Source organism: Stenotrophomonas sp. 169 (assembly GCF_014621775.1).
Classification (GTDB): domain Bacteria; phylum Pseudomonadota; class Gammaproteobacteria; order Xanthomonadales; family Xanthomonadaceae; genus Stenotrophomonas.
This window is the reverse complement of sequence record NZ_CP061204.1, coordinates 2,249,845-2,273,261: the sequence shown is the minus strand read 5'-3', so window position 1 is coordinate 2,273,261 and position 23,417 is coordinate 2,249,845. Positions and strand designations below refer to the sequence as shown.

The following is a 23,417-nucleotide window of genomic DNA, read 5'->3' as shown; positions in this document are numbered from 1 at the left end:
ACGGGCCACCGCTGGCTCAATTATCGCCGCAGTCGGCCGCTAACGATTTCGTGCCCGGATATCGGGAGGGTGATCGGAGCAAGTGCGTGGATCAAGGGATCATTGCCAGCCTGTTGCAGCACCCGCTCGCCTCGGCGCTGGTCATCCTGGATCGGCAGGGCCATCCGCTCGCGGCCAATCCGGTGGCGCGCGAACACGGCCTGCCTGCGGCGGTCACCGCCTACCAGCCCATGCTTGAAGACATCCGCTTGCTGGCAGCCGATGGGGGCATCATCCCCTGCAGCCTGCCCGGCGGGCCCGGTGGCCGCCATGACGGCTGGATGCGCGCCGTGCATGACGGCGATGGGCACCTGCTCGCCTTTACCCTCAGCATCCCCCGGCCCTCCGGCAGCCAGGCCGGCGATCGCTGGGAGCTTGCCCTGGAGAGTGCCGGACACGGGCTGTGGGACTGGGACGTCGCCAGCGACCGGATGCTGCGCTCGCCTTATGGCGAGGCGTCGGGCGCGGGCGAGCTGCAGGAAGGCGCCAGCGCGTTGATGGACCGTGTCCACCCTGAAGACTGCGCCCATGTCCGCGCCGCCATCCAGCGGCACCTGCGCGGCGAAGATGCGCAATACAGCGCCGAGTTCCGCTTCCGCCAGCCGGGCCGCCCGTGGCGCTGGGTGCTGGACCGGGGCCGGGTGGTCAGCCGGACCGCGGACGGCCAGGCGCTGCGCATGGTGGGCACGCATACCGACATCGAGCCGCAGAAACAGCTGGAAACGGTTCTGCAGGACCAGCAGGTCCACCTGCGGGAAGCGCAGCGCATCGCCAGCATGGGCAGCTGGTCCTGGGATCCGCTCAGCCGGCGGTTCTGGTGGTCGGCGGAGCTGCAGGCGCTGCTGGGTGTCAGTGCCGGCCAACCCGCCAGCCTGCGCGGCTGGCTGCGTCGGTTGCAGCCGCGCTCCCGCGGCGCGCTGCGCATGGCATGGCGGCGCCTGTGGCGCGACGGCCATCCGGCAAGCGTGGAGCTCGAGCTGGCGGCCCGTGAGACATCGGCGGCAATGCAGCTGCGGCTGTGGATGCAGCCCCTGCAGGCCGCCGACGGCCTGGTCCAGCGCGTGCTGGGCCAAGTGCAGAACATCAGCGAACAGCACCAGACCGATGCCCTTATCCGCTGGCGCACCGAGCTGCTGAACCGCGTTTCCGCCCTGGGCCGGATCGGCGGTTGCGAGATCGAAGTTGAAACCCGCCAGATGCAGTGGACCGAGGAGTGCTACCGCATCCATGGGCTGCGCAAGGAGCCGATCAGCCTGGAACAGGCGATGGCGCTGTATACCGATGACTCCCGCGCTGCCTTCGCGGCGGTGCTCGACCGCATTGGTGCCGGCGGCCTGCCTGAGCAGCTGGACCTGTGCTTCTATCGCCAGTCCGGGATGCGCGTCTGGGTGCAGGTGCTGGTCGAGATGGACCGGCGTGATGGCTTGCCGGCGCGATTTGTCGTGCTGTTCCGGGACATCACCCGCGAACGCGAAGCCAACGAGCGCATCGAGCTGCTGGCGCACTACGACCTGCTGACCGGCCTGCCGAACAGGATGCTGCTGCGCGAGCAGACCGCCGATGCCATCGAAGAAGCGCGCGATCGCGGCACGCCGCTGGCGATGCTGTTCATCGACCTCGACGGCTTCAAGACGATCAACGACAGCTTCGGCCACGCGACCGGCGATACCCTGCTGAAAGCCGCGGCGAGCCGTCTCCACCAGGGGCTGCGCAACAGTGACCTGTTCGGGCGTTTCAGCGGCGATGAGTTCATTGTCGTACTGCGCGACCTGGCCGAGGCGGAGGATGCCGGGCACGTTGCACGCAAGCTGATTGCCTCGCTGGCCGAGCCGCTGCACCGCGGGCAGGACCTGTTGAAGGTGGGCGCGAGCATTGGCATCGCGATGCTGGAAAGCGGTCGAGACGACTTTGAATCCCTGCTGCGCGCGGCCGATGCGGCCATGCATGCGGCAAAGGAAGCGGGACGCAATACCTACCAGTACTACAGCCAGGACGCGCTGGCACGCATCCAGCGCCGCCTGGACATCGAGCACGCCCTGCACGGTGCCATCGAGCGCGAAGAGTTCAGCCTGGTCTACCAGCCGCTGATGCATGCCGATGCCGAGCAGCCGCCCGCGATCGAGGCGTTGCTGCGCTGGCACCGGCCGGGCCTGGGCTACTGCAGCCCGGCCGAGTTCATTCCCATCGCCGAAAAGTGCGGTGAGATCGTCCGGATAGGTGATTGGGTGCTCAACGAGGCCTGTCGGCAGGCCTCGGCCTGGGACCGCGCCGGGCTGGTCTTTGATCGCATCGCGGTCAATGTGTCGGCGGTCCAGCTGCGCGAGCGCGGCTTCGCTGAGCGGGTCATCGAGGTCTGCCACGCGCAGGGCCTGTCACCCACACGGCTTGAGCTGGAGCTGACCGAGTCCGCCTTGATCCGTGACACGGAGATCCTGCGCCACTGCTTCGATGTCTTCGAGCGCCACAGCGTGCCGTTGGCGGTCGATGACTTCGGTACCGGTTTTTCCAACCTGCATTACCTCAACCGGTTCCCGGTGGGGCGGCTGAAGATCGACCGCAGCTTCGTGCAGGGAATGCTGGCCGATGCCGGCACGGCCGAGGTCACCCAGGCCATCGTCCATCTCGGCCACGCGCTGGGGATGAAAGTGGTGGCCGAAGGGGTCGAGACTGCGCAGGAAGACGCCATGCTGCGTCGCCAAGGCTGCGATGAGATACAGGGTTATCTGTACTCGCGCCCGTTGGTGCCGCGCGAGCTGGCGCAATGGCTGCGGCAGCCGCGTGATGCCGCCCATCGAGGCGTGGCGGCGGTTGTCGTCTGATCATCTGGTAGCGCCGAACCACGCTCGGCGGAAAGCCAGGGCGCCGCGCGGTGCGCTCGCCGAGCACGGCTCGGCGCTACAGATCCGCAGCGTCGACGCCGACATCCCCGCGGAGGCGGGGGCGCGCTGATGCCGTTGTAGCGCCGAGCCGCGCTCGGCGGAAAGCCAGGGCACCGCGCGGTGCGCTCGCCGAGCACGGCTCGGCGCTACAGATCCGCAGCGTCGACGCCGAAATCCCCGCGAAGGCGGGGGCGTCCTGATGCGCTGGTAGCGCCGAGCCACGCTCGGCGGAGGGCCAGGGCGCCGCGCGGTGCGCTCGCCGAGCACGGCTCGGCGCTACATATCCGCAGCGGCCTCGTGGACATCCCCGCGGAGGCGAGGGCGCCCTGATGCCGTTGTAGCGCCGAGCCACGCTCGGCGGAGGATCAAGGCGCCGCGCGGTGCGCTCGCCGAGCACGGCTCGGCGCTACAGATCCGCAGCGATTACATCGAAATTCCCGCGAAGGCGAGGGCGCGCTGATGCCGTTGTAGCGCCGAGCCACGCTCGGCGGAAAGCCAGGGCGCCGCGCGGTGCGCTCGCCGAGCACGGCTCGGCACTACAGATCCGCAGCGTCCAGCCCCAGATCCCACGCTACGCTCGCATGCTCCGGGCAGGGCGGTGGCGCTGCCGGCTGGGCTGCGGCGCGCAGGGCCAGCAGGGCAAGCTCGGCCCGTGCCAGTTGCTCCAGCTGTTGCAGCTGCTCGCGTGCCGACGTGCGTGCCGCAGGGGGAGGCGGGCATGCAAAGGCCCCGGCAGTGCCGGGGCCTTCTTCACGCGCTTCTGCGACAGCCTGCATGCCGGGTCAGAACAGTTCGACGGTTCCAGCACCCATGCTCTGCTGGGTGACCGGCTTGTGCGGCGGTCGCTCCCATTCGTTGCGCATGTCGCGCAGCCGGTTGCCGGTGCGCTGCAGCGCGGTCGCCACTTCTTCGTCCGCCGCGCCACCGTGACGGTGCAGCAGTTCCTGCAGCGCCAGTGCTTCGCGGTTGATCGCGGTCAGTCGGTCCAAGTGAACGTGCACGCCGCCCAGGGCCTGGGTCGCGATGTCTTCGAACTGCAGGGCACGCACCGCTTCCGCGACGCTGCCGTCGATGGCGCGCGCACAGTCAGACACTTCGCGCATGCCGTCGCCCAGCGAGGCATTGATCTGCGCCACGTTGTCGACCATGGACGCGGCTTCGATGCGTGCATCGCGGGAGCGGTCCATGTCGCGCGAGGCCATGTGAGACACGGTTTCGCGCACCTTGGCGATGGCATCCTTCGAGCTGTGCGCCAGCTTGCGGATCTGCTCGTTGAAGGTGGTGGAGCGCTCGGACAGGTTGCGGACCTCGTCGGCTACCACGGCAAAGCCACGTCCGGCTTCGCCCGCACGGGCCGCTTCGATGGCCGCATTCAAGGCGAGCAGGTTGGTCTGGTCGGCGATGGACTTGACGTCTTCCAGCAGCGCGAAGATGCCATCCAGGTGCTGCGCCATCTGATCGATGTGCTGCACGGTGGTGCTGCTCTGGCCGCTGACCTGTTCCAGCGCCTCCACCAGTTGTTCCATCTGGTGGCTGGCGTGCTGTGCAAAGCGCGCCACGTCCAGCCCGGCCGAACCGTCTTCACCGGTGCGGTCGACGATGCGGGCGAGGGCCTGGTTCTGCTGGCGCGACTTGCGGTTCATCGCTTCGAAGCTGCCGCCCAGGCCGGATACCGCCTGGCGGATCAAGTCGCGGGCACGCTCGACTTCGCTGCGCGAGCCTTCGATTTCGTTGCCGACGAAGCTGCGCAGTTCGGTCAGCAGCTGGTCCTGCTCACGCAGGACGCGATCCTGCTCCGGCGAGCGGTGCAGCGTGCTGCGGCTGCTCCACCAGGCAAACCCGAGCCAGCTGAGGGTCATCGTGGAAAGGATCGCCCAGCGCAGGGCCGCAGGCCACTCCAGTGCGAAGGCGAGGGGGAGCAGCAGGGTCAGCGCCAGCGGAGCAGCCAGGCGAATGATGGTGCGAGAGGACATGGACGTTCCCGGGAGAGTCACGAATGCAGTATCGGCCGTACCCCGGTTCTCTTTAACGCCGATGTGCGTCGTCGTATGCTTTTTTCGCACCAGCTGATCACGGCCGTGGTGGCACAGGCATCGCGGTAGAGCCGGCTTCAGCCGGCTGGGTGCATAGATGGGTAGAGCCGGCTTCAGCCGGCTGGGTGAGGGACAGCCGACTGAAGTCGGCTCTACCCGTCGGCTCTACAACCCGTCGGCGTTAGCGGAGGGCACGATCCACTGCCTCGAGCATCGCCTTGCGGGCGAACAGGAAATCCCAGTAGCTGCCGCCCAGCTGGCGCCACAGTACCGCCGAGCGCACGGCGGCCAGCAGCAGTGCGCGGATCTCCGCCACCACGCCGGCCTGGCCGAGGTAATGCGGATTGCCCTGCACCATCACCCGGGGCTTCAGGTGGCTGATGGTGTCTGCATAGACGCCGCCCAGCGTGGCCAGCACGTCGGGGTGACCGCTGTCGCCCAGTTCACGGCCTTGGCGGCTGGCGCGCTCGATGCCGGCGGTCACCTTGTCGATGGTGTCCGACTCGCTGACGAAGCGGCGCTCCAGCTGCAGTACAGCCAGTGCCAGCTTGGGCAGGATCGGGTCCTGGCCCTGGTTGCGGAAATAGTTGTGCAGCAGGCGCAGGCCGGGCTTGAGTGCCTCGCGGTCACCGTAGACGTCCTGCGGCGAGCCCGCATCGATGCGGAACACGCTGTCCATGGCCGTGCGCACGGCGGCGGCATCGGAATGGCCGGTATCGGCGATGCGGCGGACCTGCTGCAGGGCCTGGGCGATGCCAGCCAGGGCGAGGACGCGGTCGTCGACAGTAAAACTCATTCAGCAATTACCTTGAAAGGAGAAGAAGTAGGGCGCAGGCGCTGTTCCAGCGGTGCGTCGGTGGCTGCGATCACAGCGCCACCCAGGCAGACCTCGCCGTCGTACAGCACCAGCGACTGGCCGGGCGTCACCGCACGCTGGGGTCGTGGGAACGTGACCAGCAGGGTGCCATCATCGCGCACGTTGACGGTGCAGTCTTCATCGGGCTGCCGATAGCGCGTCTGCGCGGTGCAGGTGAAGCGGCGCGCCGGCGGTGCGCCGGCTATCCAGTGCGCCGTCTCGCTGACCAGCACGGTGGACATCAGCCACGGGCTTTCCCGGTCCTGGTCGACATACAGGGTATTGGTGTCCACATCCTTGCCCACCACGTACCACGGTGCCGCAGGTCGGCCGCGTACGCCGCCGATGTTCAGGCCTTCGCGCTGGCCCAGGGTGAAATAGAAGACGCCGGGATGCTCGGCGATCTCCACGCCGTCGGGGTCGACGATGCGGCCCGTGCGCGCCGGCAGGTACTGGCCAAGGAAGTCGCGGAAGTCGCGCTCGCCGATGAAGCAGATGCCGGTGGAATCTTTCTTCGCGTGGGTGGGCAGCCCGGCATCGCGCGCCATGCGGCGCAGATCGCTCTTGTTGAGGTCGCCGATCGGGAACACCGTGGCCGACAGTTGCGCCTGTCCCAGCTGATGCAGGAAGTAACTCTGGTCCTTGGACCGGTCCGCCCCGCGCAGCAGGTGCCATTGGCTGCCCTGCTGGGCGATGCGCGCGTAATGGCCGGTGGCGATGCGCTCGGCGCCCAGTTCCCGCGCGGCATCCAGGAAGTGCTTGAACTTGACCTCGCGGTTGCACAGCACGTCGGGATTGGGGGTGCGCCCGGCTGCGTACTCGGCCAGGAAGTGTGCGAACACCTCCTTCCAATAGGCGGCAGAGAAGTCGCGGAAGTGAAACGGGATGCCCAACAGGCCGCAGACCGCCACCGCATCGCGGCGGTCGTCCTCGGCGCGGCATTCGCCGCTGCCATCCTCGGCCCAGTTCTGCATGAAGAGCCCGGCCACCGGCTCGCCCTGCTGGACCAGACGCCAGGCCGCGACCGATGAATCGACGCCGCCGGAGACGCCCACCATGACCCTCGGCGTGCTCATGCGCCCAGCTCCTTCACCGACTGCAACGGGTAGCACTGGCCGCCCAGATAGTCAGCCAGCACCTGCCAGACCAGCGGGCTGCGCCAGCGGGCCTGCTCGCCCTGCAGCTCCGCCGGGCTGAGCCACAGCGCTCGCTCGATCCCCTCGTCAAGCGGCTCATCCGCGTGGTGCTGCAGGGGCCGTGCGGCATAGCAGAAGCGCAGGAAGGCGGTGCCGTCGGGTGCTGTCCACTGGTAGCAGCCGACGAACCCGGTCAGCTCGACATCCCAGCCGGTTTCTTCGCGTGTTTCGCGCAGGGCGGCGCTGGCCAGCGACTCCTCGGGTTCGAGGTGGCCAGCGGGCTGATTCAGTACCAGGCGTCCTTCGATGCGTTCCTCCACCAGCAGCACGAGGCCCTGGTCGACGACGACCGTGGCCACGGTGACCCGGGGTGCCCAGCGCTGCGCGATACCGTTCACTTCAGAGTTCGTCCTGCTGGGTCAGTTCCAGTTCAATGGCATCGGCGGTGCGGCTGGCCGCGTCGATGGCATCACTGAGTGCCTCGGCCGAGGCGGCGGCATCGAGCTTCACCACGAACATCGCCACCTTCTGCTGCTTCACCCAGCCGCCCATTTTGGCGTCCTGGGAATCTTCCAGCAGTCGGTTCGCCACCGCCGCCGGGAACGCGTCGGTGCTGGAGTGATAGCCCGGCGACCACACTTCCCGCACCTGCTGGCTGCCGAACTCCTCAACCGTCGAACGGACATAGACCAGCTGGGTGCGATCACCTTCCACGTCGAAGACCATACGGTAATCGCCGTCGTCGTCGATCTCATAGGTGTAACCCAGCTTCTCCAGATGGCGGGCCACCGCCTTGTCGGCTTCCTGGGCAGTGGCCGGGGCACACGTGAACAGGGCCAGCAGGGCAGTGAGGGGAAGTGTCCGTTTCATGGGAATCCTGTGAAGGTGGTGCGGCGGAATGCGGCAGATTGTGAAGCCGACTGTGTTTGTCGTCCAATCCGCCGGGGTCAGCCACTATAATAAGCGGATGCCTCGCGAGACTTCCCACGAATCCCATTCCGACCACGGCGTGCTGCTTGAACCAGCGCGGCCTGAGGTCGTGCCGCCGCCGTTCTACCAGGTGATGCTGTTGAACGATGACTACACCCCGATGGATTTCGTGGTGGACGTCCTGCAGCAGTTCTTCAGCCTGGACCTGGACCGGGCCACGCAGGTGATGCTCCATGTGCACACCCGTGGCCGCGGCATCTGCGGTGTATTTACCCGCGAAGTGGCTGAAACCAAGGTCGCCCAGGTCAACGAGTACGCACGGATGAACCAGCATCCGCTGCTGTGCACGATGGAAAAGGCCTGACGCCCAGCGGGTCATCGGCCGCCTCCGCAGCGCCCCGGATGGGTTGCTGCGTTCCATGGGCAGCGCCGCAGCCGGCCTCCCCGGTCCAGGCCGGCCCCTTGCGTCCATCGCTCGTTTCCGCCTGTCCGGGCCGCGCCGGGCCTGTTCCTGCGCGCGTTTGCGCATGACGGGGCGCACGCAGGGCGGGTTCGTTGTAGCGTATGGTCAAGTCGTGCTGACGGAGCGCATGCGCCCACGCTAACGCCGTATGAACGTGGGGTTCCGCTAGGGTGATGGAAAACGTGTGGTCAGGCCGCATATTGTCTTCAACTGCCGCCGGAGTAGAGCATGTTCAGCAAAGACCTCGAACACACCATTGGCCAGTGCTACAAGCGAGCACGGGAAGCGCGGCATGAATTCATGACCGTCGAGCACCTGCTTCTGGCGCTGCTCGACAATCCATCCGCCCAGGCCGTATTGAAGGCCTGCGGTGCGGATGCAGAGCGCTTGCGCCAGGAGCTGGAGCAGGCCATCGAGGCCTCGGTCTCGCGCCTGGCCGAAGACGATGGGCGCGACACCCAGCCCACGCTGGGCTTCCAGCGGGTGCTGCAGCGCGCCGTCTACCATGTGCAGTCCTCGGGCAAGAAGGAAGTGACCGGCGCCAATGTGCTGGTCGCCATCTTCGGCGAAAAGGATTCGCACGCGGTCTACTACCTCAACCAGCAGGATGTGACCCGTCTGGACGTGGTGAACTACCTGTCCCACGGCATCGCCAAGCTGGGCGAAGACGGTGAGTCGTCCTCGCCGGCCGATCCCGAGGGTCGGCCCGAGGCGGGCGAAGGGGAGGGCAAGGGCGATGCGCTTGCCGAGTTCGCCAGCAACCTCAACGAGCAGGCTCGCAACGGCCGCATCGATCCGCTGGTCGGCCGTGCCGATGAAATCGAGCGCACGATCCAGGTGCTGTGCCGTCGACGCAAGAACAACCCGCTCTACGTGGGTGAGGCCGGCGTGGGCAAGACCGCGATCGCTGAAGGCCTGGCGCGCCGGATCGTCGAAGGCTCGGTGCCGGAGGTGCTGGCCGATGCGGTCATCTACTCCCTGGACCTCGGCGCGCTGGTGGCGGGCACCAAGTACCGCGGCGACTTCGAAAAGCGCCTCAAGGGCGTGCTCAGTGCCCTGAAGAAGGTGCCCAATGCCGTCCTGTTCATCGACGAGATCCACACCATCATCGGTGCCGGTTCGGCGTCCGGTGGCACGATGGATGCCTCCAACCTGATCAAGCCGGCGCTGTCGTCGGGCGAGCTGCGCTGCATCGGTTCCACCACGTTCCAGGAATACCGCGGCATCTTCGAGAAGGATCGTGCGCTGGCGCGTCGCTTCCAGAAGATCGACATCGTCGAGCCGACCGTGGGCGAAACCTACGAGATCCTGCAGGGCCTGAAGCCGAAGTATGAAGCGCACCACGGCGTGACCTACGCCGACGATGCGCTGCAGGCCGCCGTCGACCTGTCGGTGAAGCACATCGGTGACCGTCTGCTGCCGGACAAGGCCATCGACGTGATCGACGAGGCCGGTGCCCGCCAGCGCCTGTTGCCGGAAGGGCAGCGCAAGGAGCTGATCGACATCGAGGAAATCGAAGCGATCGTGGCCAAGATGGCGCGTATTCCGGCCAAGCAGGTCAGCGCCACGGACAAGGACGTGCTGAGGCACCTGGAGCGCAACCTGAAGATGGTGATCTTCGGCCAGGACCCGGCCATCGAGACCCTGTCGTCGGCGATCAAGCTGGCCCGCTCCGGCCTGGCCAATCCCGAAAAGCCGATCGGCAACTTCCTGTTCGCCGGTCCGACCGGTGTCGGCAAGACCGAGGTGACCAAGCAGCTGGCGCTGCAGCTGGGCATCGAGCTGGTCCGTTTCGACATGTCCGAGTACATGGAAGGTCATTCGATCAGTCGCCTGATCGGTGCGCCTCCGGGCTATGTCGGCTTCGACCAGGGCGGCCTGCTGACCGAGAAGATCGTCAAGACGCCACACTGCGTGCTGCTGCTCGACGAAATCGAAAAGGCGCATCCGGACATCTTCAACATCCTGCTGCAGGTCATGGACCGGGGCGTGTTGACCGATACGAACGGGCGCGAAGCGAACTTCAAGAACGTGGTGCTGGTGATGACCACCAACGCCGGCGCCACCCAGGCGTCGCGACGCTCGATCGGCTTCACCAAGCAGGACCATGCCACCGATGCGATGGAGGCCATCCGCCGCAGCTTCACGCCGGAGTTCCGCAACCGGATTGATGCAGTGGTGCAGTTCCAGGCGCTGGGCTTCGAGCACATCCTGCGTGTGGTGGACAAGTTCCTGATCGAGCTGGAGATGCTGCTGCAGGAAAAGCACGTCAGCCTGTCGGCCACACCGACCGCGCGCGACTGGCTCGCCCAGCATGGCTTCGATCCATTGATGGGTGCGCGTCCGATGGCGCGCGTCATCCAGGACAAGGTGAAGCGTCCACTGGCCGACGAGCTGCTGTTTGGCAAGCTGGTCAATGGGGGCAGGGTCACCATCGATGTGCGCGACAACGAGTTGGTGGTGGAGGCGTTTGCCGAGCCGGAGCGGTTGTTGCCTGCTACGGTGTGACGGGTGCGATGACGGTGAATCACGGCGCAGGAGTGGCTTGGCTACTCCTGCGCCGTTTCTGTTTCAGATTCCGATCAAGGACACAATCCGATCAGTGACGAGCTGGTGGAAGCGAGTGCCTACCCTTCGTGCATCGGGGGATAGCTTCGACACATCATGCTTGACGTGGAAATACTGTGTCTCGTTGGCAACCATCGTCGTCTGGAAGTAGACGGCATCCACGGCCCGGCTCAGTTCCCGCACCGTCGGGCCGCCGATGTTGTCCGTCGCGCAGGGCATCGTGTCCACTGCATTATCTACGTCCGAGCTGATGAAGAGGTAGCGGTCTACCTGGTCCCACAGGTCGCACGCATCGATCACACGCTTTGCAGCAGCGTCAATGCGGTCGGCCATTGCATCTGTGTCGAGCAGAATGCTTCCGGCATGGTCGATGATGTCCTGGTTGCTGTCGTCCCCCGGAATGCTGGCGTCCACGCGCATGCCGCGCTGTGCGAGCGCCACGTAGGGCCATCCCGGGGTGCCCGGGGCGGGCGGCTTTCCGCCTATGCTGGGGAACCGTTCCGGATGAAAGGGGCGATCGAGGGCCAGCGCGTATGCCACGTCGCCCAGGCAGGCGGGGGCGACCAGTGCGCGATCGATCCCTTTCCGCTGCCGCGCGTCGATGCAGGCGGCCACCTGTTCGCCGATATACCGGCCGTCGGTGCGCTTCACCGCTGGGGTTGTGCGCGCCATGGGGGCGGCGCTGACTGCATTGCCCACTGCCAGCAGGCCCATCAGGGCCGCCGCCGGATTCCGCAGCAGTGCGCGACGCAGGGTATCTGCAGTCGTCGCCGCCGACACCACGCCATCCAGCAGGCCATTGCCGATCCATCGCAGGGTGGCCGCCAACCCCGGCCTTGCGGGTTCAGATGTGGGCGTGTTGCCCGGCGTTGGCAGCGTGCGGGCTGCGTCCACAGTGGCGATGGAGGGCATACAGGCGGGATCCTTCGAACGGGAAGGTCACTGTGCCTCCGCACCAGCATCCACGGCTTGCATATTCCACGCACGCCAAAAGGCCAACTCGGTGGCTGGCCTTTCTTGTCGACGCAGATGCGCCGGACCGCTTACTTCATGCGGTAGGTGATACGGCCCTTGGTCAGGTCGTACGGAGTCATTTCAACCTTGACCCGGTCACCAGTCAGAATGCGGATGTAGTTCTTGCGCATGCGGCCGGAGATATGGGCAATGATTTCATGACCATTTTCCAGGCGGACACGGAACGTCGTGTTCGGCAGCGTCTCGCTGACGGTGCCTTCGAACTCGATGGAGTCGTCTTTCGACATGTAATCCTGTGCGGTTCAGAGAGCGGCCACGGGGGCCTAAGCCGCAGCATTTTACGCACATGTCGGCGGTTTTGCAAAGATTGCGTTAACCGACAGCAGCGTGGGTATCGAGACCGGTGCTGACGCGGGAACCACCGCCGTCGCTCAGTCGTGGCCGAGCATATCGGAGACAGCCACTGAGCCCATGGTGTGGGCCCAGCTTTCGTGCTGCCCGGGCCGCTGCACGGCCTCACGCACATGGGCGAGGAACCGGTCACGTGGCCAGTGTTCGGCGCCCATGCGCAGCAGGTGGGGATTCTCCACCTGTGCATCAAGGACGGCCACGCCTTGACGGCGCAGCAGCGTCGCCAGCGCCCACAACGCCACCTTCGAGCCGCCACTGACGGCGCTGAACATGCTTTCGCCGAAGAACATCTGTCCGATGCCGATCCCGTAGATTCCGCCAACGAGCGTGTCGCCTTGCCACACCTCTACCGAATGCGCGAAACCAAGCCGGTGCAGGTCGACGTACGCCTTCACCATCGGCTCGCTGATCCAGGTGCCCTCCTGGCCGGGGCGGGGCGCTTGGGCACAGGCCCGCATCACTTGTTCGAAGGCGGTGTCGGCGGTGACCCTCCATTCCAGGTGCCGCAGTTGGCGGACAAACCGGCGCGACAGGTGGACCCGGTCCGTCTGGAAGACCATGCGCGGATCGGGCGACCACCACAGCAGCGGCTCGTCGCCGCTGAACCACGGAAAGATGCCGCCGGCATAGGCATTGAGCAGGCGGACCGGCTGCAGGTCTCCGCCGATGGCCAGCAGGCCAGCGGGCTGTTCGAGCGCCGTCTCGGCAGGGGGGAACGGGCTGTCGGCTGGATCGGCCAGACGCCAAGGGAGCTGGCGACTCATTGGATCCCGCGCACCCTGGCATCTGTCGACCGGCCTTGCTCAACCATCGTGCACATGGGGTCGATGCACCTTTGTATGCAACCAGCGGTCAGGATAGCCGTCGACCTGTTGACCGTCGAGCGCGCGGACCGCCTGAGCGGGCTGCTGCAACCGGGCAACGGCCACCGCTCAATCCGCCGGCTCTTCGTGACGGTAGGGCGCATGCTGCGCGAGTTCGCGGTGGTAGCGGCTGACCTCGGCACGCTCCTGTGCGCACCACGGCCGCAGCGCATCGGCAAAATCGGCATCGGCCATCCAGTGACGGCTGCGCACCACGGTGGGCAGGAAGCCGCGCGCCAGCTTGTGTTCGCCCTGCGCGCCGGGCTCGAAGCGGGTGAGGCCCTCCCGCAGGCAGTACTCGATGCCCTGGTAATAGCAGGCCTCGAAATGCAGGCCGGGCAGGGTGGCCCCGCCCCAGTAACGGCCATACAAGGTGTCGCGGCCGCGCAGGCAGAGCGCCCCGGCAATGGGCTCGCCGTCCTGCTCGGCCAGGAACATCACCAGCCCACGCCCCAGCGTGCTGGCCAAGTGACGCAGGAACGGCTCGGTCAGTGCAGGGGCATTGCCGTATTCCAGGAAGGTTTGCAGGTAGAAGCGATACATCGCCTGCAGGTCGGCGCGGCTGGCCTCATCGCCGTGCACCACGCGGAAGCAGATGCCCTGGCGGGCGACCTTGTTGCGCTCCTGGCGGATGTTCTTGCGATGCTTGTGGTTCATCGCGGCGAGGAACTGCTCGAAATCCTGCCAGCCGCTGCTGTTCTGCCACTGGAACTGGATGTCTTCGCGCAGCAGCCACGCCGTGCCGAACGCGGACTCTTCGTCGGCGCGGTGGAAGTTGATGTGCGCCGAAGACACGCCGAGCGCGGGCAGCGCTTCGACCAGGGCGGCCAGCAGGGTCGCGCGCGTGGCCGGGTCTGCGGCAAGCAGCCGAGGACCGGTCACCGGCGAGTAGGGCACTGCGCCCAGCCACTTCGGGTAGTAGTCGCGACCATGGCGCGCATACGCATTCGCCCAGGCATGGTCGAACACGAATTCGCCGTGCGAGTTCTCTTTCAGGTAGCCCGGGATGGCGCCGACCAGTGTTTCGCCTTCCCACAGCGTGAGGTGCTGCGGCCGCCAGCCCCAGTCCTCGCGCAGGCAGCCGTGCTGCTCCATGCCGGACAGAAAGGCATGGCTGACGAAGGGGTTGCTGCCGTCGTGCAGGGCATCCCACTGCGTGGCGGGGAGCGTCTGGAGGTCTTCGAGGAAACGGATCTGCGGCATGCGCACAGGATAGAGCACGGGACTGGGCGTGGGATGCCTTGGCAGTGGTGGGTCAGGTGATGTGGCTGCCCGTTGATGCGTTTCTCTGCTCGCTTCCTACCGGTCACTCGGATTTTCCGAGACTCCAGCGGGAAGACGAAGCTGCCAGACTGGGCAGTCGCCGCCAGCGAGCCGTGTGGCAACTTGCTGACCCTCGCCCTGAAGCGAAAATGCGGGCGCAACGAGCGGCCTCCTTACCCGAGAAGTAACCCTTGATCGTCTGCGGGTGGCGATTGGAATGACGCTATCGATTTGGCAAATAGCGAGTGCCTGCGCACGTTACGAGTCGGCGGATGCGCGCAAATTGACTTCAGAGCGCCGGCCGCGGTGGCCGGCAGGAAGAGGGGATGGGGATGTGCATCAGGAAGAACAAGTGTGCGTTGGGGCTCTTGCTTGGGCTGGCCGCTGCGGCTGGGAGTTCACCCAGTGGGGCGGTCAACCCCCGGGCGCGGGATGCGGCGCTGGATGCAGTCCTGCAAAGAGAGGCCCAGCAGTACATGGACACCTTCCGCAGGAGGCGAGGGAGCTCAACCGACGTCACGATCCGGAGCTGGGCGGATCTGGAGGACAGCCTGATATACATGGACCTAGGGGCCGGAGCTCTTCCAGAGCAGGATGATGGCTCCAATGAACAGCTCGAGCAGGAGCTTGGGAGCCTGTTGCTCCATTACGCCTATCTCGCAGGCATGCCGCCGCACACGCAGATACGCGCGATGTATCAGGGACAGCCTTACAACTTTTACTTCCCTTGATCAGCGGTGGAGTCGACTTGCGGTCGACTCCATCGGCGGCGTACCTCAGCTCGCTTTACCCTGCGCGTCGAGATAACGCTCGGCATCCAGCGCGGCCATGCAGCCGAAGCCGGCCGAGGTAATGGCCTGGCGGTAATGCTGGTCGGCCACGTCGCCGGCGGCGAACACGCCTTCGACCGAGGTCTGCGTCGCGTTGCCGCCCAGTCCCGAGCGGATCTCCAGGTAGCCGTGGTTCATCGCCAGCTGGCCATCGAACAGGGTGGTGTTCGGGTGGTGGCCGATGGCGACGAAGAAGCCGTGGGCCTCGATGTCGCGGGTGCTGCCGTCCTGCACGGACTTCACCCGGACGCCGGTGACCCCGGCGTCGTTGCCCAGCACTTCGTCGATCTGATGGTGCCAGACGGTCTCGATCTTGCCTGCAGCCACCTTGGCAAACAGCTTGTCCTGCATGATCTTTTCCGCCTTGAGCGTGTCGCGGCGGTGGACCAGGTAGACCTTGCGGGCGATGTTGGACAGGTACAGCGCCTCTTCAACCGCCGTATTGCCGCCGCCGACCACCACCACGTCCTGGTCGCGGTAGAAGAAGCCGTCACAGGTGGCGCAGGCCGATACGCCGCGGCCCTTGAAGGTCTCTTCGGACGGGATGCCGAGGTACTTCGCCGTCGCGCCGGTGGCGATGATCAGCGCATCACACGTGTATTCGGCACTGTCACCGATCAGCTTGAACGGGCGCTGCGACAGGTCGGCGGTATGGATATGGTCGAAGATGACCTCGGTCTCGAAGCGCTCGGCGTGTGCCTGCATGCGGGTCATCAGGTCCGGGCCCATCAGGCCGTGGGCGTCGCCCGGCCAGTTGTCCACCTCGGTGGTCGTCATCAACTGGCCGCCCTGCTGCAGGCCGGTGATCACCACCGGCTTCAGGTTGGCGCGCGCGGCATAGACTGCGGCGGTCCAGCCGGCCGGGCCGGAACCGAGGATGACAAGCTTCTGATGGCGGGAAGGCAGCGTGGTGCTCATGTAGACTCGCGAAAAGGTAAGGGGATCAAGGCGCGGCGGCGGTTTGCGCGCGCTGGGGGCAGGTCATAGAGTGATGGCAGGGGCAGGGGGATTCAACCCGCTGGCTGGAACGCGGCGATGCGCCTGATGTCCTCCGCCTTGCAGGCGGCCCATCCCGACCCTGGCCACGCGTCCGTCAGCCGAGGGTGACGGAAAATCGACGCGCTTCGTTTATTATCAACCACTAACAGCGTATTCCAAAGGTAGTGTCCAAGGTGGCGAAGCAGGTCCCCGAACGCAGCCGATCGGCCGAAGGCAAGCCCCGTCGCCGCGATCCGTCTCCGTCTGAAAGCAATCCCACCCGTCAGCGCCTGTGGCGCGACCTGGGGCTGATCGCCGTGGCGCCGGCGTTGCTGTATCTGGTTGCCAGTCTGTTCACCTACTCGGCAACTGATCCGGGCTGGTCGCATACGGGCAGCATCGTGGCGCCGGTGCACAACATGGGCGGCCGCGCCGGGGCGTGGATCGCCGATGTGCTGCTGCAGCTGTTCGGCTACATGGCGTTCCTGCTGCCGTTGCTGCTCGGCGCGCTGGCCTGGTTCGCGATGTTCGGTCTCAAGCGCGAGGCCAAGGGCGAGAACGACCTGGATCCCGCCCTGCGGCTGGTCGGCCTGGTCGGGTTCCTGATCGCCGGCACCGGATTCCTGCACATGCGTCTGTTCAGTGCGGAAGTAGCCTCGGCCGGCGGCATCCTCGGCAAGCTGGTCGCCAGCTCCCTCAGCGTGGGGTTTGGGGCATTGGGCGCCAACCTGTTCGTGCTGGTGCTGCTGCTGGCCTCGATCACCCTGGCGACCGGGCTGTCCTGGCTGTCGGTGATGGAGAAGATCGGCAAGGGCGTGATGTCGCTGGCACCGCTGCTGGAAAAGAAGAAAGAGCAGGCCACCGAGTGGAAGCAGACCCGCGATCTGCGTGAGGAGCGCCAGGAAGTGCGCAAGGTCGACGCCGAGGTGCGCGCCAAGCGCGAGCCGGTGAAGATCGAGCCGCGTCCGGAGCCGGTGATCGAGAAGAGTGATCGCGCCAAGCGCGACAACCAGATTCCGATGTTCCAGGGGGTCAATGGCGACGGTTCGGATCTTCCGCCGCTGGCGCTGCTGGATGATCCCAAGCCGCAGCCGAAGGGCTACGACGAAGAGACGCTGGAGACGCTGTCGCGGCAGATCGAGTTCAAGCTCAAGGATTTCCGCATCGATGCGGTGGTGGTGGGGGCCTATCCGGGCCCGGTGATCACCCGTTTCGAGATTGAACCGGCGCCGGGCATCAAGGTCAGCCAGATCAGTACGCTGGACAAGGACATCGCCCGCGGCCTGTCGGTGAAGTCCGTGCGCGTGGTCGATGTGATTCCGGGCAAGTCGGTGATCGGCTTGGAAATTCCGAATGTCACCCGTGAAATGATCTTCCTGTCCGAACTGCTGCGCTCGAAGGAATACGACAAATCGCCCAGTCCGCTGACCCTGGCGCTGGGCAAGGACATCGCCGGTCGCCCGACGGTGGCCGACCTGGCGCGCATGCCGCATCTGCTGGTCGCCGGTACCACCGGTTCGGGCAAGTCGGTGGCGGTCAACGCCATGGTGCTCAGCCTGCTGTTCAAGGCCAGCCCGAAAGACCTGCGCATGCTGATGATCGACCCGAAGATGCTGGAGCTGAGCGTCTACCAGGGCATTCCGCATCTGTTGGCGCCGGTGGTCACCGACATGAAGGAGGCCGCCAACGGCCTGCGCTGGTGCGTGGCCGAGATGGAGCGCCGCTACAAGCTGATGAGCGCGGTGGGCGTGCGCAACCTGGCCGGCTTCAACAAGAAGGTCAAGGACGCACAGGACGCGGGACAGCCGTTGATGGATCCGTTGTTCAAGCCGAACCCGGAGCTGGGCGAGGCGCCGCGACCGCTGGAGACGCTGCCGTTCGTGGTCATCTTCATCGACGAATTCGCCGACATGATGATGATCGTCGGCAAGAAGGTCGAAGAACTGATCGCCCGGCTGGCACAGAAAGCGCGTGCCGCCGGCATCCACCTGATCCTGGCAACCCAGCGCCCGTCGGTGGATGTCATCACCGGTCTGATCAAGGCCAACATCCCGACCCGCATCGCCTTCCAGGTCAGCTCGAAGATCGACTCGCGCACCATCCTCGACCAGTCCGGCGCGGAAACGCTGCTCGGGCACGGCGACATGCTGTACCTGCCGCCGGGTACCGCCCTGCCGGACCGCGTGCACGGTGCGTTCGTGTCCGACGAAGAAGTGCACCGCGTGGTGGAGCACCTGAAGGCGATGGGCCCGGCCGACTACATCGACGGGGTGCTGGACGAAGTGCAGACGATGGGCGATGGCGTGGTCGTCGGCGCCGGTGGCCTGCCGGAAACCGCATCGTCCGGCGATGAGTCCGATCCGCTGTACGACGAGGCGTTGCGCGTGGTTACCGAGACGCGCCGCGCCTCGATTTCCGGTGTGCAGCGTCGCCTGAAAATCGGCTACAACCGCGCTGCGCGCCTGATCGAGGCGATGGAAGCGGCCGGCGTGGTCAGTTCGCCCGAGCACAACGGCGACCGCACCGTGCTGGCGCCGCCGCCGCCGAAATGATCCCGGCGGGGTGACGACCCAGGGTGGTCACCCCGTCCCTCTTTCATCCTTCTGTAGACGGGTAATTCGATGGCACTGCTCCGCAACGGACTGCTGGCAACCTTGCTGCTGCCTGCCTGCTGCGCCTTCGCGGCAGACGCGCCGGTCGTGCCAGCGCCCACTTCGCGTGCGGCTGATGCACCGGGTACCGCGCCGGCCGAGGCCAGCAACAATTTCAGCTTCGCCCGCTACCGCGCCGATTACGTGGTGAGCGCCGACTCCAGCAACACGCAGACCGAGCACTACGACATCCTGCTGAAGACGCGCAGCGCGGTCGATCAGTTCAGCCAGGTTCGGCTGAGCTACAGCGAAAAGATGGAAAGCCTGGAAGTGCTGGAGGCTTACACCTTGACCGCGGACGGGCAGCGGCGCGATGTGCCGGCCGACCGCATTTATACCCAGGAAAGCTACTCCAGTGCGTCGGCCGCGATGTACGCCGACCGCAAAGTGCGGGTGATCGTGTTCCCCAACCTGGCACCCGGCTCGCGCGTGGTCTATGCCACCCGCCGCACGCAGCAGAAGCCGTATTTCCCCGGTTACTTCGGGCTGTGGGAAACCTTCAGCGTCTTCAACCAGTACGAAGACGCGCGGGTCACCCTGAGCGCTCCGGCCGGCCTGGCGATGAAGGTGCGCAGCGACGGGGTGCGGGGCAGCGACCGGCCGACGGTGCGCGCCGGGCTCGCGCGCTGGGAGTGGAGCTATGCGCGCAGCTACTCACTGCCGGCACAGAACTGGACGGCGTCGCCATGGGAGTTCAGTCCCACCATCATGGCCAGCACATACGCGGACTGGCCGCAGATGGCGCGGGCTTACCAGCTGAAAGCGGGCAGTGCAGCGACGGTGACGCCGGCCCTGCAGGCGCTGGCCGACGAGCTGACGGCCGGCATCGGTGACCGCCGCGCGCAGGTGGATGCGCTGTACCGTTGGGTGGCGCAGAACATCCGCTACGTTGCCGTCTACCTCGGCAACGGGGGCCTGGAGCCCAACAGTGCGCAGAGCGTGCTGGACAACCACTACGGTGACTGCAAGGACCACGTGGTGATCCTGGAAGCGCTGCTGGCTGCGAAGGGCATCGACAGCACGGCGGTGCTGATCGGCGCGTCCGGCGGCCCGACCCTGCCGGCGGTGCCCACCTTGGGGCGTTTCAATCACGCCATCACCTATGTGCCCTCGCTTGATCTCTATCTCGATTCCACCAGTGCGTGGGCCCGCTCCGGGCAGCTGCCCGATGGCGACCTCGGTGCGCCCGTGCTGTTGACCCGCCCGGCCACGCTTGCGCGTACGCCGGCCAACGACGACGTGCGCAACGGCATGGCGTTCGAGGCGGATTTCGTGTTCGACCGAGCCGGAAACCTGCGTGGCCAGACCCGGCTGCAACCCGGCGACAGTGCGGAAATCGGCATGCGTGCGTCGTTCGTGCGCTTGAACGCACAGAACCGCGCGCGCGCCGAAGCCACGATGATGGCCGCCTCTGGCTTCGACGGGCAGGGCCGTCTGCAGTTGCAGGGTGACCCACAGGACCTGCAGCAGCGGTTCAACTACGTCTTCGATTTCAGCGCCAGCGACTACGTGGATTTCAACCTGGTCGGCGGCATGACCTTGCCCGACCCGCCGGGGGCCGAATCCTTCCGTGACGCCTACACCGCGACGTCGGCGCCGGACAACGCCACGCCGTTCCAGTGCGACGCCAGCCTGCGCGAAGAGACCTACCGCGTGCGGTTGCCGGACGGCGTGCCCCTCATCGCACTGCCTGCCGCGCAGGACTTCAGCAACGCCGCCGGACGCTATTCGGTGCAGTGGCAGCGCGATGGCCAGCAGGTGGTAGCCCGCCACCGGCTGCAGCAACATGCCGTCCGTGGCGACGAGGCGCTGTGCCAGCCCGCAGACTACGCCGCGTTCCGCGAGCTGTTCCAGCAGGTACGTCGCGGCTTCCGCGGGCAGATCGTCTACGGTCGGGTGCCGGCCGCAGGCTGACCACGACACCATGGATCGCCCATTCAGCATATGCCGGGCACACTCCACTTCATCCTTCCACGTTCTCCTGGAACTCGACATGCACGCCAAGATCCGACGCTCCCTTGCCACCACCGTGCTTGCCGCTGCGTGCCTGGTCTCGACCAGTGCCTGGGCAGGTGCACGCGATGAGCTGAAAACCTTCACCACCGGCCTGAAGGGTCTGGATGGGCAGTTCAGCCAGCAGGTATTCGACACGCGTGGCAAGGTGAAGGAAACCACCAGTGGCCGCGTCGCATTGTCCGCGCCGCGCCTGTTCCGCTGGGAGTACCAGCGCCCGCACGTGCAGCAGATCGTGGCCGATGGCAGCAAGGTGTGGATGTATGAGCCCGATCTGGAGCAGGCCACCGTGCGCGCGCAGGGCAAGGAAGAACAGAACAGCCCGCTGACTGCGCTGATCAATCCGGCCCTGCTGGATCAGCAATACGATGTCAGCGAAGAAGCGGCGCCGCGCGATGGGCTGCAGTGGCTGTCGTTGACGCCGAAGCGTGAAACCGAGGCCAGCTTCCAGTTCGCCGCCCTGGGCTTCAATGCACAGGGGCTGGCGCGGATGGAAATCACCGATGCCGTCGGCCAGCGCACGCAGATCAGCTTCAGCGGTTGGAAGCGCAACCCGACGTTCGCACGCGGCACGTTCACCTTTACGCCGCCCGCTGGCACCGACGTCATCGGCGAATGATGGCGCCCGCGCGCCGGGCCCTGCTCGGCGCGTGCAGGGTCGTGGCCTTACAATAGGCGTGTGGCCAGACAACGTACCTCTTCATTTCCCGGCCCTGATCTACTGAGCGTGGATCGGGATCATCTGCGCCCGCTCGCCGAGCGGATGCGCCCACGCACGCTCGATGAGATGGTCGGGCAGAAGCGCCTGCTGGCGCCGGACAGCGCGTTGCGTCGTGCGGTCGAGTCCGGACGCGTGCACTCGATGATCCTGTGGGGGCCGCCGGGCTGCGGCAAGACCACCTTGGCCTTGTTGCTGGCGCAGTATTCCGACGCGGAGTTCCGTGCCATCTCGGCGGTGCTGTCCGGCCTGCCCGAGGTGCGCCAGGTACTGGCCGAAGCGGCGCAGCGGTTCGCCGAAGGGCGCCGCACCGTTCTGTTCGTCGACGAAGTGCATCGCTTCAACAAGACCCAGCAGGACGCCTTCCTGCCGCACATCGAGCGCGGCACGATCCTGTTCGTGGGCGCGACCACGGAAAATCCGTCGTTCGAACTGAACTCGGCGTTGCTGTCGCGGTGTCGCGTGCACGTGCTGGAAGGCGTGTCGCCGCAGGACATCGTGGAGACACTGCAACGTGCGCTGGCCGACAGCGAGCGTGGCCTGGGCACCGAGGGCATCGAGGTCGATGACGCGCTGCTGCTGCAGATCGCCACGGCGGCTGACGGTGACGTGCGGCGTGCGCTTACCTTGTTGGAAATCGCTGCCGAACTGGCCGTGGACGAGGGCGGCCGGATCACCCCGCAGACCCTCGTGCAGGTGCTGGCCGACCGCACCCGTCGCTTCGACAAGGGCGGCGAACAGTTCTACGACCAGATCTCGGCGCTGCATAAATCGGTGCGCTCATCGAACCCCGATGCGGCGCTGTATTGGCTGACGCGGATGCTGGATGGCGGGTGCGATCCTGCGTATCTGGCGCGTCGCCTGACCCGCATGGCGATCGAAGACATCGGCCTGGCCGACCCGCGTGCGCAGTCGATGGCGCTGGAGGCGTGGGATATCTACGAGCGTCTGGGCAGCCCGGAGGGCGAGCTCGCCTTTGCGCAGCTGGTGCTGTATCTGGCCAGCACCGCCAAATCCAACGCCGGCTATGCCGCCTTCAACCAGGTGCGCGCCGACGTGCGTGCATCGGGCACGCTGGAGGTGCCCCTGCACCTGCGCAATGCGCCGACCAAGCTGATGAAGGACCTGGGCTATGGCGCGACGTACCAGTACGACCACGATATGGAGGGCGGCATCGCGCTGGACCAGACGGGTTTCCCGGATGCGATGGGCGAGCGCGTCTATTACCAGCCGGTCGCGCGCGGGCTGGAGATCAAGCTGAAGGAAAAGCTGGACCGGCTGCGCGCGCAGCGCGAGCAGGCGCGGGCGGGCAAGCAGGACGTGGGGCAGGGCGACAGCTGATGGGCAGTGGCCTGTGGTGGCAGCAGCTGGGACTGGTGATGGCCGGCGGCGCACTGGGGTCGGCGCTGCGGTTCCTGATCGGTGATGCCCTGCTGCGCAGTGTGGGGCAGGGATTTCCGTGGGGCACGTTGACGGCGAACTTCATCGGCGCGTTCGTTGCCGGTTACCTGTTGGTGTGGCTGCAGCAGCGTGGGGGCAACGTGATGTTGTTGCGCGCGTTCCTGGTGATCGGGCTGCTGGGTGGCTTGACCACGTTCTCGTCACTGATGCTGGAAACCCTGGTGTTCGCGCGAAATGATCGGGCTGCGCTGGTGCCGCTGTACTTGGGCGTCAGCGTGGTCGGCGGCATGTTCCTGGTGTGGCTGGGTGCACGCTTGGCGGAGTCCGCGCGGGCGCTGTGAGGGCGCAATCGTGGGGCACGTCGCCCTGGTAGCGCCGAGCCGTGCTCGGCGGAGAAACAAAGGCGCCGC

20 protein-coding genes are annotated in these 23,417 nt (G+C 66.3%); 9 read left to right on the top strand and 11 right to left on the bottom strand.

The window, feature by feature from the left end:
- The first annotated feature begins 86 nt into the window (after positions 1-86).
- Positions 87-2,858, top strand: coding sequence for an EAL domain-containing protein (locus ICJ04_RS09755; RefSeq protein ID WP_188327279.1), 2,772 nt, complete (start codon positions 87-89; stop codon positions 2,856-2,858).
- Between the two features lie 596 nt (positions 2,859-3,454).
- On the opposite strand, the gene ICJ04_RS09750 is transcribed toward ICJ04_RS09755, so the two are convergent.
- The 6 genes from ICJ04_RS09750 to ICJ04_RS09725 form a co-directional block, all read right to left on the bottom strand.
- On the bottom strand, positions 3,455-3,694 hold the full coding sequence (locus ICJ04_RS09750; RefSeq protein WP_188324086.1) for a hypothetical protein: 240 nt from the start codon (positions 3,692-3,694) through the stop codon (positions 3,455-3,457).
- A 6-nt stretch (positions 3,695-3,700) separates the two neighbouring features.
- Positions 3,701-4,891: a methyl-accepting chemotaxis protein gene (locus tag ICJ04_RS09745; RefSeq protein WP_188324085.1), complete on the bottom strand. Its 1,191-nt coding sequence runs from the start codon at positions 4,889-4,891 to the stop codon at positions 3,701-3,703.
- Positions 4,892-5,132: 241 nt separating this feature from the next.
- Positions 5,133-5,747, bottom strand: a complete 615-nt coding sequence (hflD, locus tag ICJ04_RS09740) for a high frequency lysogenization protein HflD (protein WP_188324084.1) — start codon at positions 5,745-5,747, stop codon at positions 5,133-5,135.
- Positions 5,744-6,883, bottom strand: coding sequence for a tRNA 2-thiouridine(34) synthase MnmA (gene mnmA / locus ICJ04_RS09735; protein ID WP_188324083.1), 1,140 nt, complete (start codon positions 6,881-6,883; stop codon positions 5,744-5,746). The genes hflD and mnmA overlap by 4 nt, the downstream gene beginning before the upstream one ends.
- Positions 6,880-7,341, bottom strand: coding sequence for an NUDIX hydrolase (locus tag ICJ04_RS09730; protein ID WP_188324082.1), 462 nt, complete (start codon positions 7,339-7,341; stop codon positions 6,880-6,882). The genes mnmA and ICJ04_RS09730 overlap by 4 nt, the downstream gene beginning before the upstream one ends.
- Before the next feature lies 1 nt (position 7,342).
- The gene (locus tag ICJ04_RS09725; RefSeq protein ID WP_188324081.1) at positions 7,343-7,813 is read right to left on the bottom strand and encodes a hypothetical protein; all 471 of its coding nucleotides are present in this window, start codon (positions 7,811-7,813) and stop codon (positions 7,343-7,345) included.
- Between the two features lie 97 nt (positions 7,814-7,910).
- On the opposite strand from ICJ04_RS09725, the gene clpS reads away from it, so the two are divergent.
- Entirely contained in the window at positions 7,911-8,237 is a 327-nt protein-coding gene (clpS, locus tag ICJ04_RS09720) for an ATP-dependent Clp protease adapter ClpS (RefSeq protein ID WP_188324080.1), read from the top strand.
- Positions 8,238-8,564: 327 nt separating this feature from the next.
- Complete coding sequence (gene clpA / locus ICJ04_RS09715) at positions 8,565-10,844, top strand: ATP-dependent Clp protease ATP-binding subunit ClpA (protein WP_188324079.1); 2,280 nt, start codon at positions 8,565-8,567, stop codon at positions 10,842-10,844.
- Between the two features lie 63 nt (positions 10,845-10,907).
- On the opposite strand, the gene ICJ04_RS09710 is transcribed toward clpA, so the two are convergent.
- From ICJ04_RS09710 to ICJ04_RS09695, 4 genes are all read right to left on the bottom strand, one after another.
- Positions 10,908-11,816 carry a hypothetical protein gene (locus ICJ04_RS09710; protein WP_188324078.1) on the bottom strand — a complete coding sequence of 303 codons (909 nt, stop codon included), beginning with the start codon at positions 11,814-11,816 and terminating at the stop codon, positions 10,908-10,910.
- A gap of 131 nt (positions 11,817-11,947) precedes the next feature.
- Positions 11,948-12,166, bottom strand: coding sequence for a translation initiation factor IF-1 (gene infA, locus ICJ04_RS09705; protein WP_005409596.1), 219 nt, complete (start codon positions 12,164-12,166; stop codon positions 11,948-11,950).
- Between the two features lie 144 nt (positions 12,167-12,310).
- Positions 12,311-13,054, bottom strand: coding sequence for a leucyl/phenylalanyl-tRNA--protein transferase (gene aat, locus ICJ04_RS09700; RefSeq protein WP_188324077.1), 744 nt, complete (start codon positions 13,052-13,054; stop codon positions 12,311-12,313).
- A 168-nt stretch (positions 13,055-13,222) separates the two neighbouring features.
- The gene (locus tag ICJ04_RS09695) at positions 13,223-14,356 is read right to left on the bottom strand and encodes a GNAT family N-acetyltransferase (protein ID WP_188324076.1); all 1,134 of its coding nucleotides are present in this window, start codon (positions 14,354-14,356) and stop codon (positions 13,223-13,225) included.
- Positions 14,357-14,742: 386 nt separating this feature from the next.
- Between ICJ04_RS09695 and ICJ04_RS09690 the strand changes: the two genes are divergently transcribed.
- Positions 14,743-15,147, top strand: a complete 405-nt coding sequence (locus tag ICJ04_RS09690; RefSeq protein WP_188324075.1) for a hypothetical protein — start codon at positions 14,743-14,745, stop codon at positions 15,145-15,147.
- Positions 15,148-15,192: 45 nt separating this feature from the next.
- Here the strand turns inward: ICJ04_RS09690 and trxB are convergent, their stop codons facing one another.
- Positions 15,193-16,164, bottom strand: a complete 972-nt coding sequence (gene trxB, locus ICJ04_RS09685) for a thioredoxin-disulfide reductase (RefSeq protein ID WP_188324074.1) — start codon at positions 16,162-16,164, stop codon at positions 15,193-15,195.
- 254 nt (positions 16,165-16,418) lie between these two features.
- Between trxB and ICJ04_RS09680 the strand changes: the two genes are divergently transcribed.
- The 5 genes from ICJ04_RS09680 to crcB all read left to right on the top strand — a co-directional run bounded on the left by ICJ04_RS09680 (position 16,419) and on the right by crcB (position 23,348).
- Complete coding sequence (locus tag ICJ04_RS09680) at positions 16,419-18,776, top strand: DNA translocase FtsK (RefSeq protein ID WP_188324073.1); 2,358 nt, start codon at positions 16,419-16,421, stop codon at positions 18,774-18,776.
- A gap of 69 nt (positions 18,777-18,845) precedes the next feature.
- Positions 18,846-20,789, top strand: coding sequence for a DUF3857 domain-containing protein (locus ICJ04_RS09675; protein WP_188324072.1), 1,944 nt, complete (start codon positions 18,846-18,848; stop codon positions 20,787-20,789).
- A 79-nt stretch (positions 20,790-20,868) separates the two neighbouring features.
- The gene (lolA, locus tag ICJ04_RS09670; RefSeq protein WP_188324071.1) at positions 20,869-21,507 is read left to right on the top strand and encodes an outer membrane lipoprotein chaperone LolA; all 639 of its coding nucleotides are present in this window, start codon (positions 20,869-20,871) and stop codon (positions 21,505-21,507) included.
- Positions 21,508-21,651: 144 nt separating this feature from the next.
- Positions 21,652-22,947 (top strand): replication-associated recombination protein A, encoded by a 1,296-nt coding sequence (locus ICJ04_RS09665; protein WP_223203063.1) that lies wholly within the window; start codon positions 21,652-21,654, stop codon positions 22,945-22,947.
- Entirely contained in the window at positions 22,947-23,348 is a 402-nt protein-coding gene (gene crcB, locus ICJ04_RS09660) for a fluoride efflux transporter CrcB (protein ID WP_188324069.1), read from the top strand. The genes ICJ04_RS09665 and crcB overlap by 1 nt, the downstream gene beginning before the upstream one ends.
- Positions 23,349-23,417 lie beyond the last annotated feature (69 nt).

Excerpts from the sequence above, each read along its gene's own strand:
- ICJ04_RS09750 (WP_188324086.1), bottom strand. The coding sequence starts at position 3,694 with ATGCAGGCTGTCGCAGAAGCGCGTGAAGAAGGCCCCGGCACTGCCGGG.
- ICJ04_RS09745 (WP_188324085.1), bottom strand. The coding sequence starts at position 4,891 with ATGTCCTCTCGCACCATCATTCGCCTGGCTGCTCCGCTGGCGCTGACC.
- hflD (WP_188324084.1), bottom strand. The coding sequence starts at position 5,747 with ATGAGTTTTACTGTCGACGACCGCGTCCTCGCCCTGGCTGGCATCGCC.
- mnmA (WP_188324083.1), bottom strand. The coding sequence starts at position 6,883 with ATGAGCACGCCGAGGGTCATGGTGGGCGTCTCCGGCGGCGTCGATTCA.
- ICJ04_RS09725 (WP_188324081.1), bottom strand. The coding sequence starts at position 7,813 with ATGAAACGGACACTTCCCCTCACTGCCCTGCTGGCCCTGTTCACGTGT.
- clpS (WP_188324080.1), top strand. The coding sequence starts at position 7,911 with ATGCCTCGCGAGACTTCCCACGAATCCCATTCCGACCACGGCGTGCTG.
- clpA (WP_188324079.1), top strand. The coding sequence starts at position 8,565 with ATGTTCAGCAAAGACCTCGAACACACCATTGGCCAGTGCTACAAGCGA.
- ICJ04_RS09710 (WP_188324078.1), bottom strand. The coding sequence starts at position 11,816 with ATGCCCTCCATCGCCACTGTGGACGCAGCCCGCACGCTGCCAACGCCG.
- infA (WP_005409596.1), bottom strand. The coding sequence starts at position 12,166 with ATGTCGAAAGACGACTCCATCGAGTTCGAAGGCACCGTCAGCGAGACG.
- aat (WP_188324077.1), bottom strand. The coding sequence starts at position 13,054 with ATGAGTCGCCAGCTCCCTTGGCGTCTGGCCGATCCAGCCGACAGCCCG.
- ICJ04_RS09695 (WP_188324076.1), bottom strand. The coding sequence starts at position 14,356 with ATGCCGCAGATCCGTTTCCTCGAAGACCTCCAGACGCTCCCCGCCACG.
- ICJ04_RS09690 (WP_188324075.1), top strand. The coding sequence starts at position 14,743 with ATGGGGATGTGCATCAGGAAGAACAAGTGTGCGTTGGGGCTCTTGCTT.
- trxB (WP_188324074.1), bottom strand. The coding sequence starts at position 16,164 with ATGAGCACCACGCTGCCTTCCCGCCATCAGAAGCTTGTCATCCTCGGT.
- ICJ04_RS09675 (WP_188324072.1), top strand. The coding sequence starts at position 18,846 with ATGGCACTGCTCCGCAACGGACTGCTGGCAACCTTGCTGCTGCCTGCC.
- lolA (WP_188324071.1), top strand. The coding sequence starts at position 20,869 with ATGCACGCCAAGATCCGACGCTCCCTTGCCACCACCGTGCTTGCCGCT.
- ICJ04_RS09665 (WP_223203063.1), top strand. The coding sequence starts at position 21,652 with ATGCGCCCACGCACGCTCGATGAGATGGTCGGGCAGAAGCGCCTGCTG.
- crcB (WP_188324069.1), top strand. The coding sequence starts at position 22,947 with ATGGGCAGTGGCCTGTGGTGGCAGCAGCTGGGACTGGTGATGGCCGGC.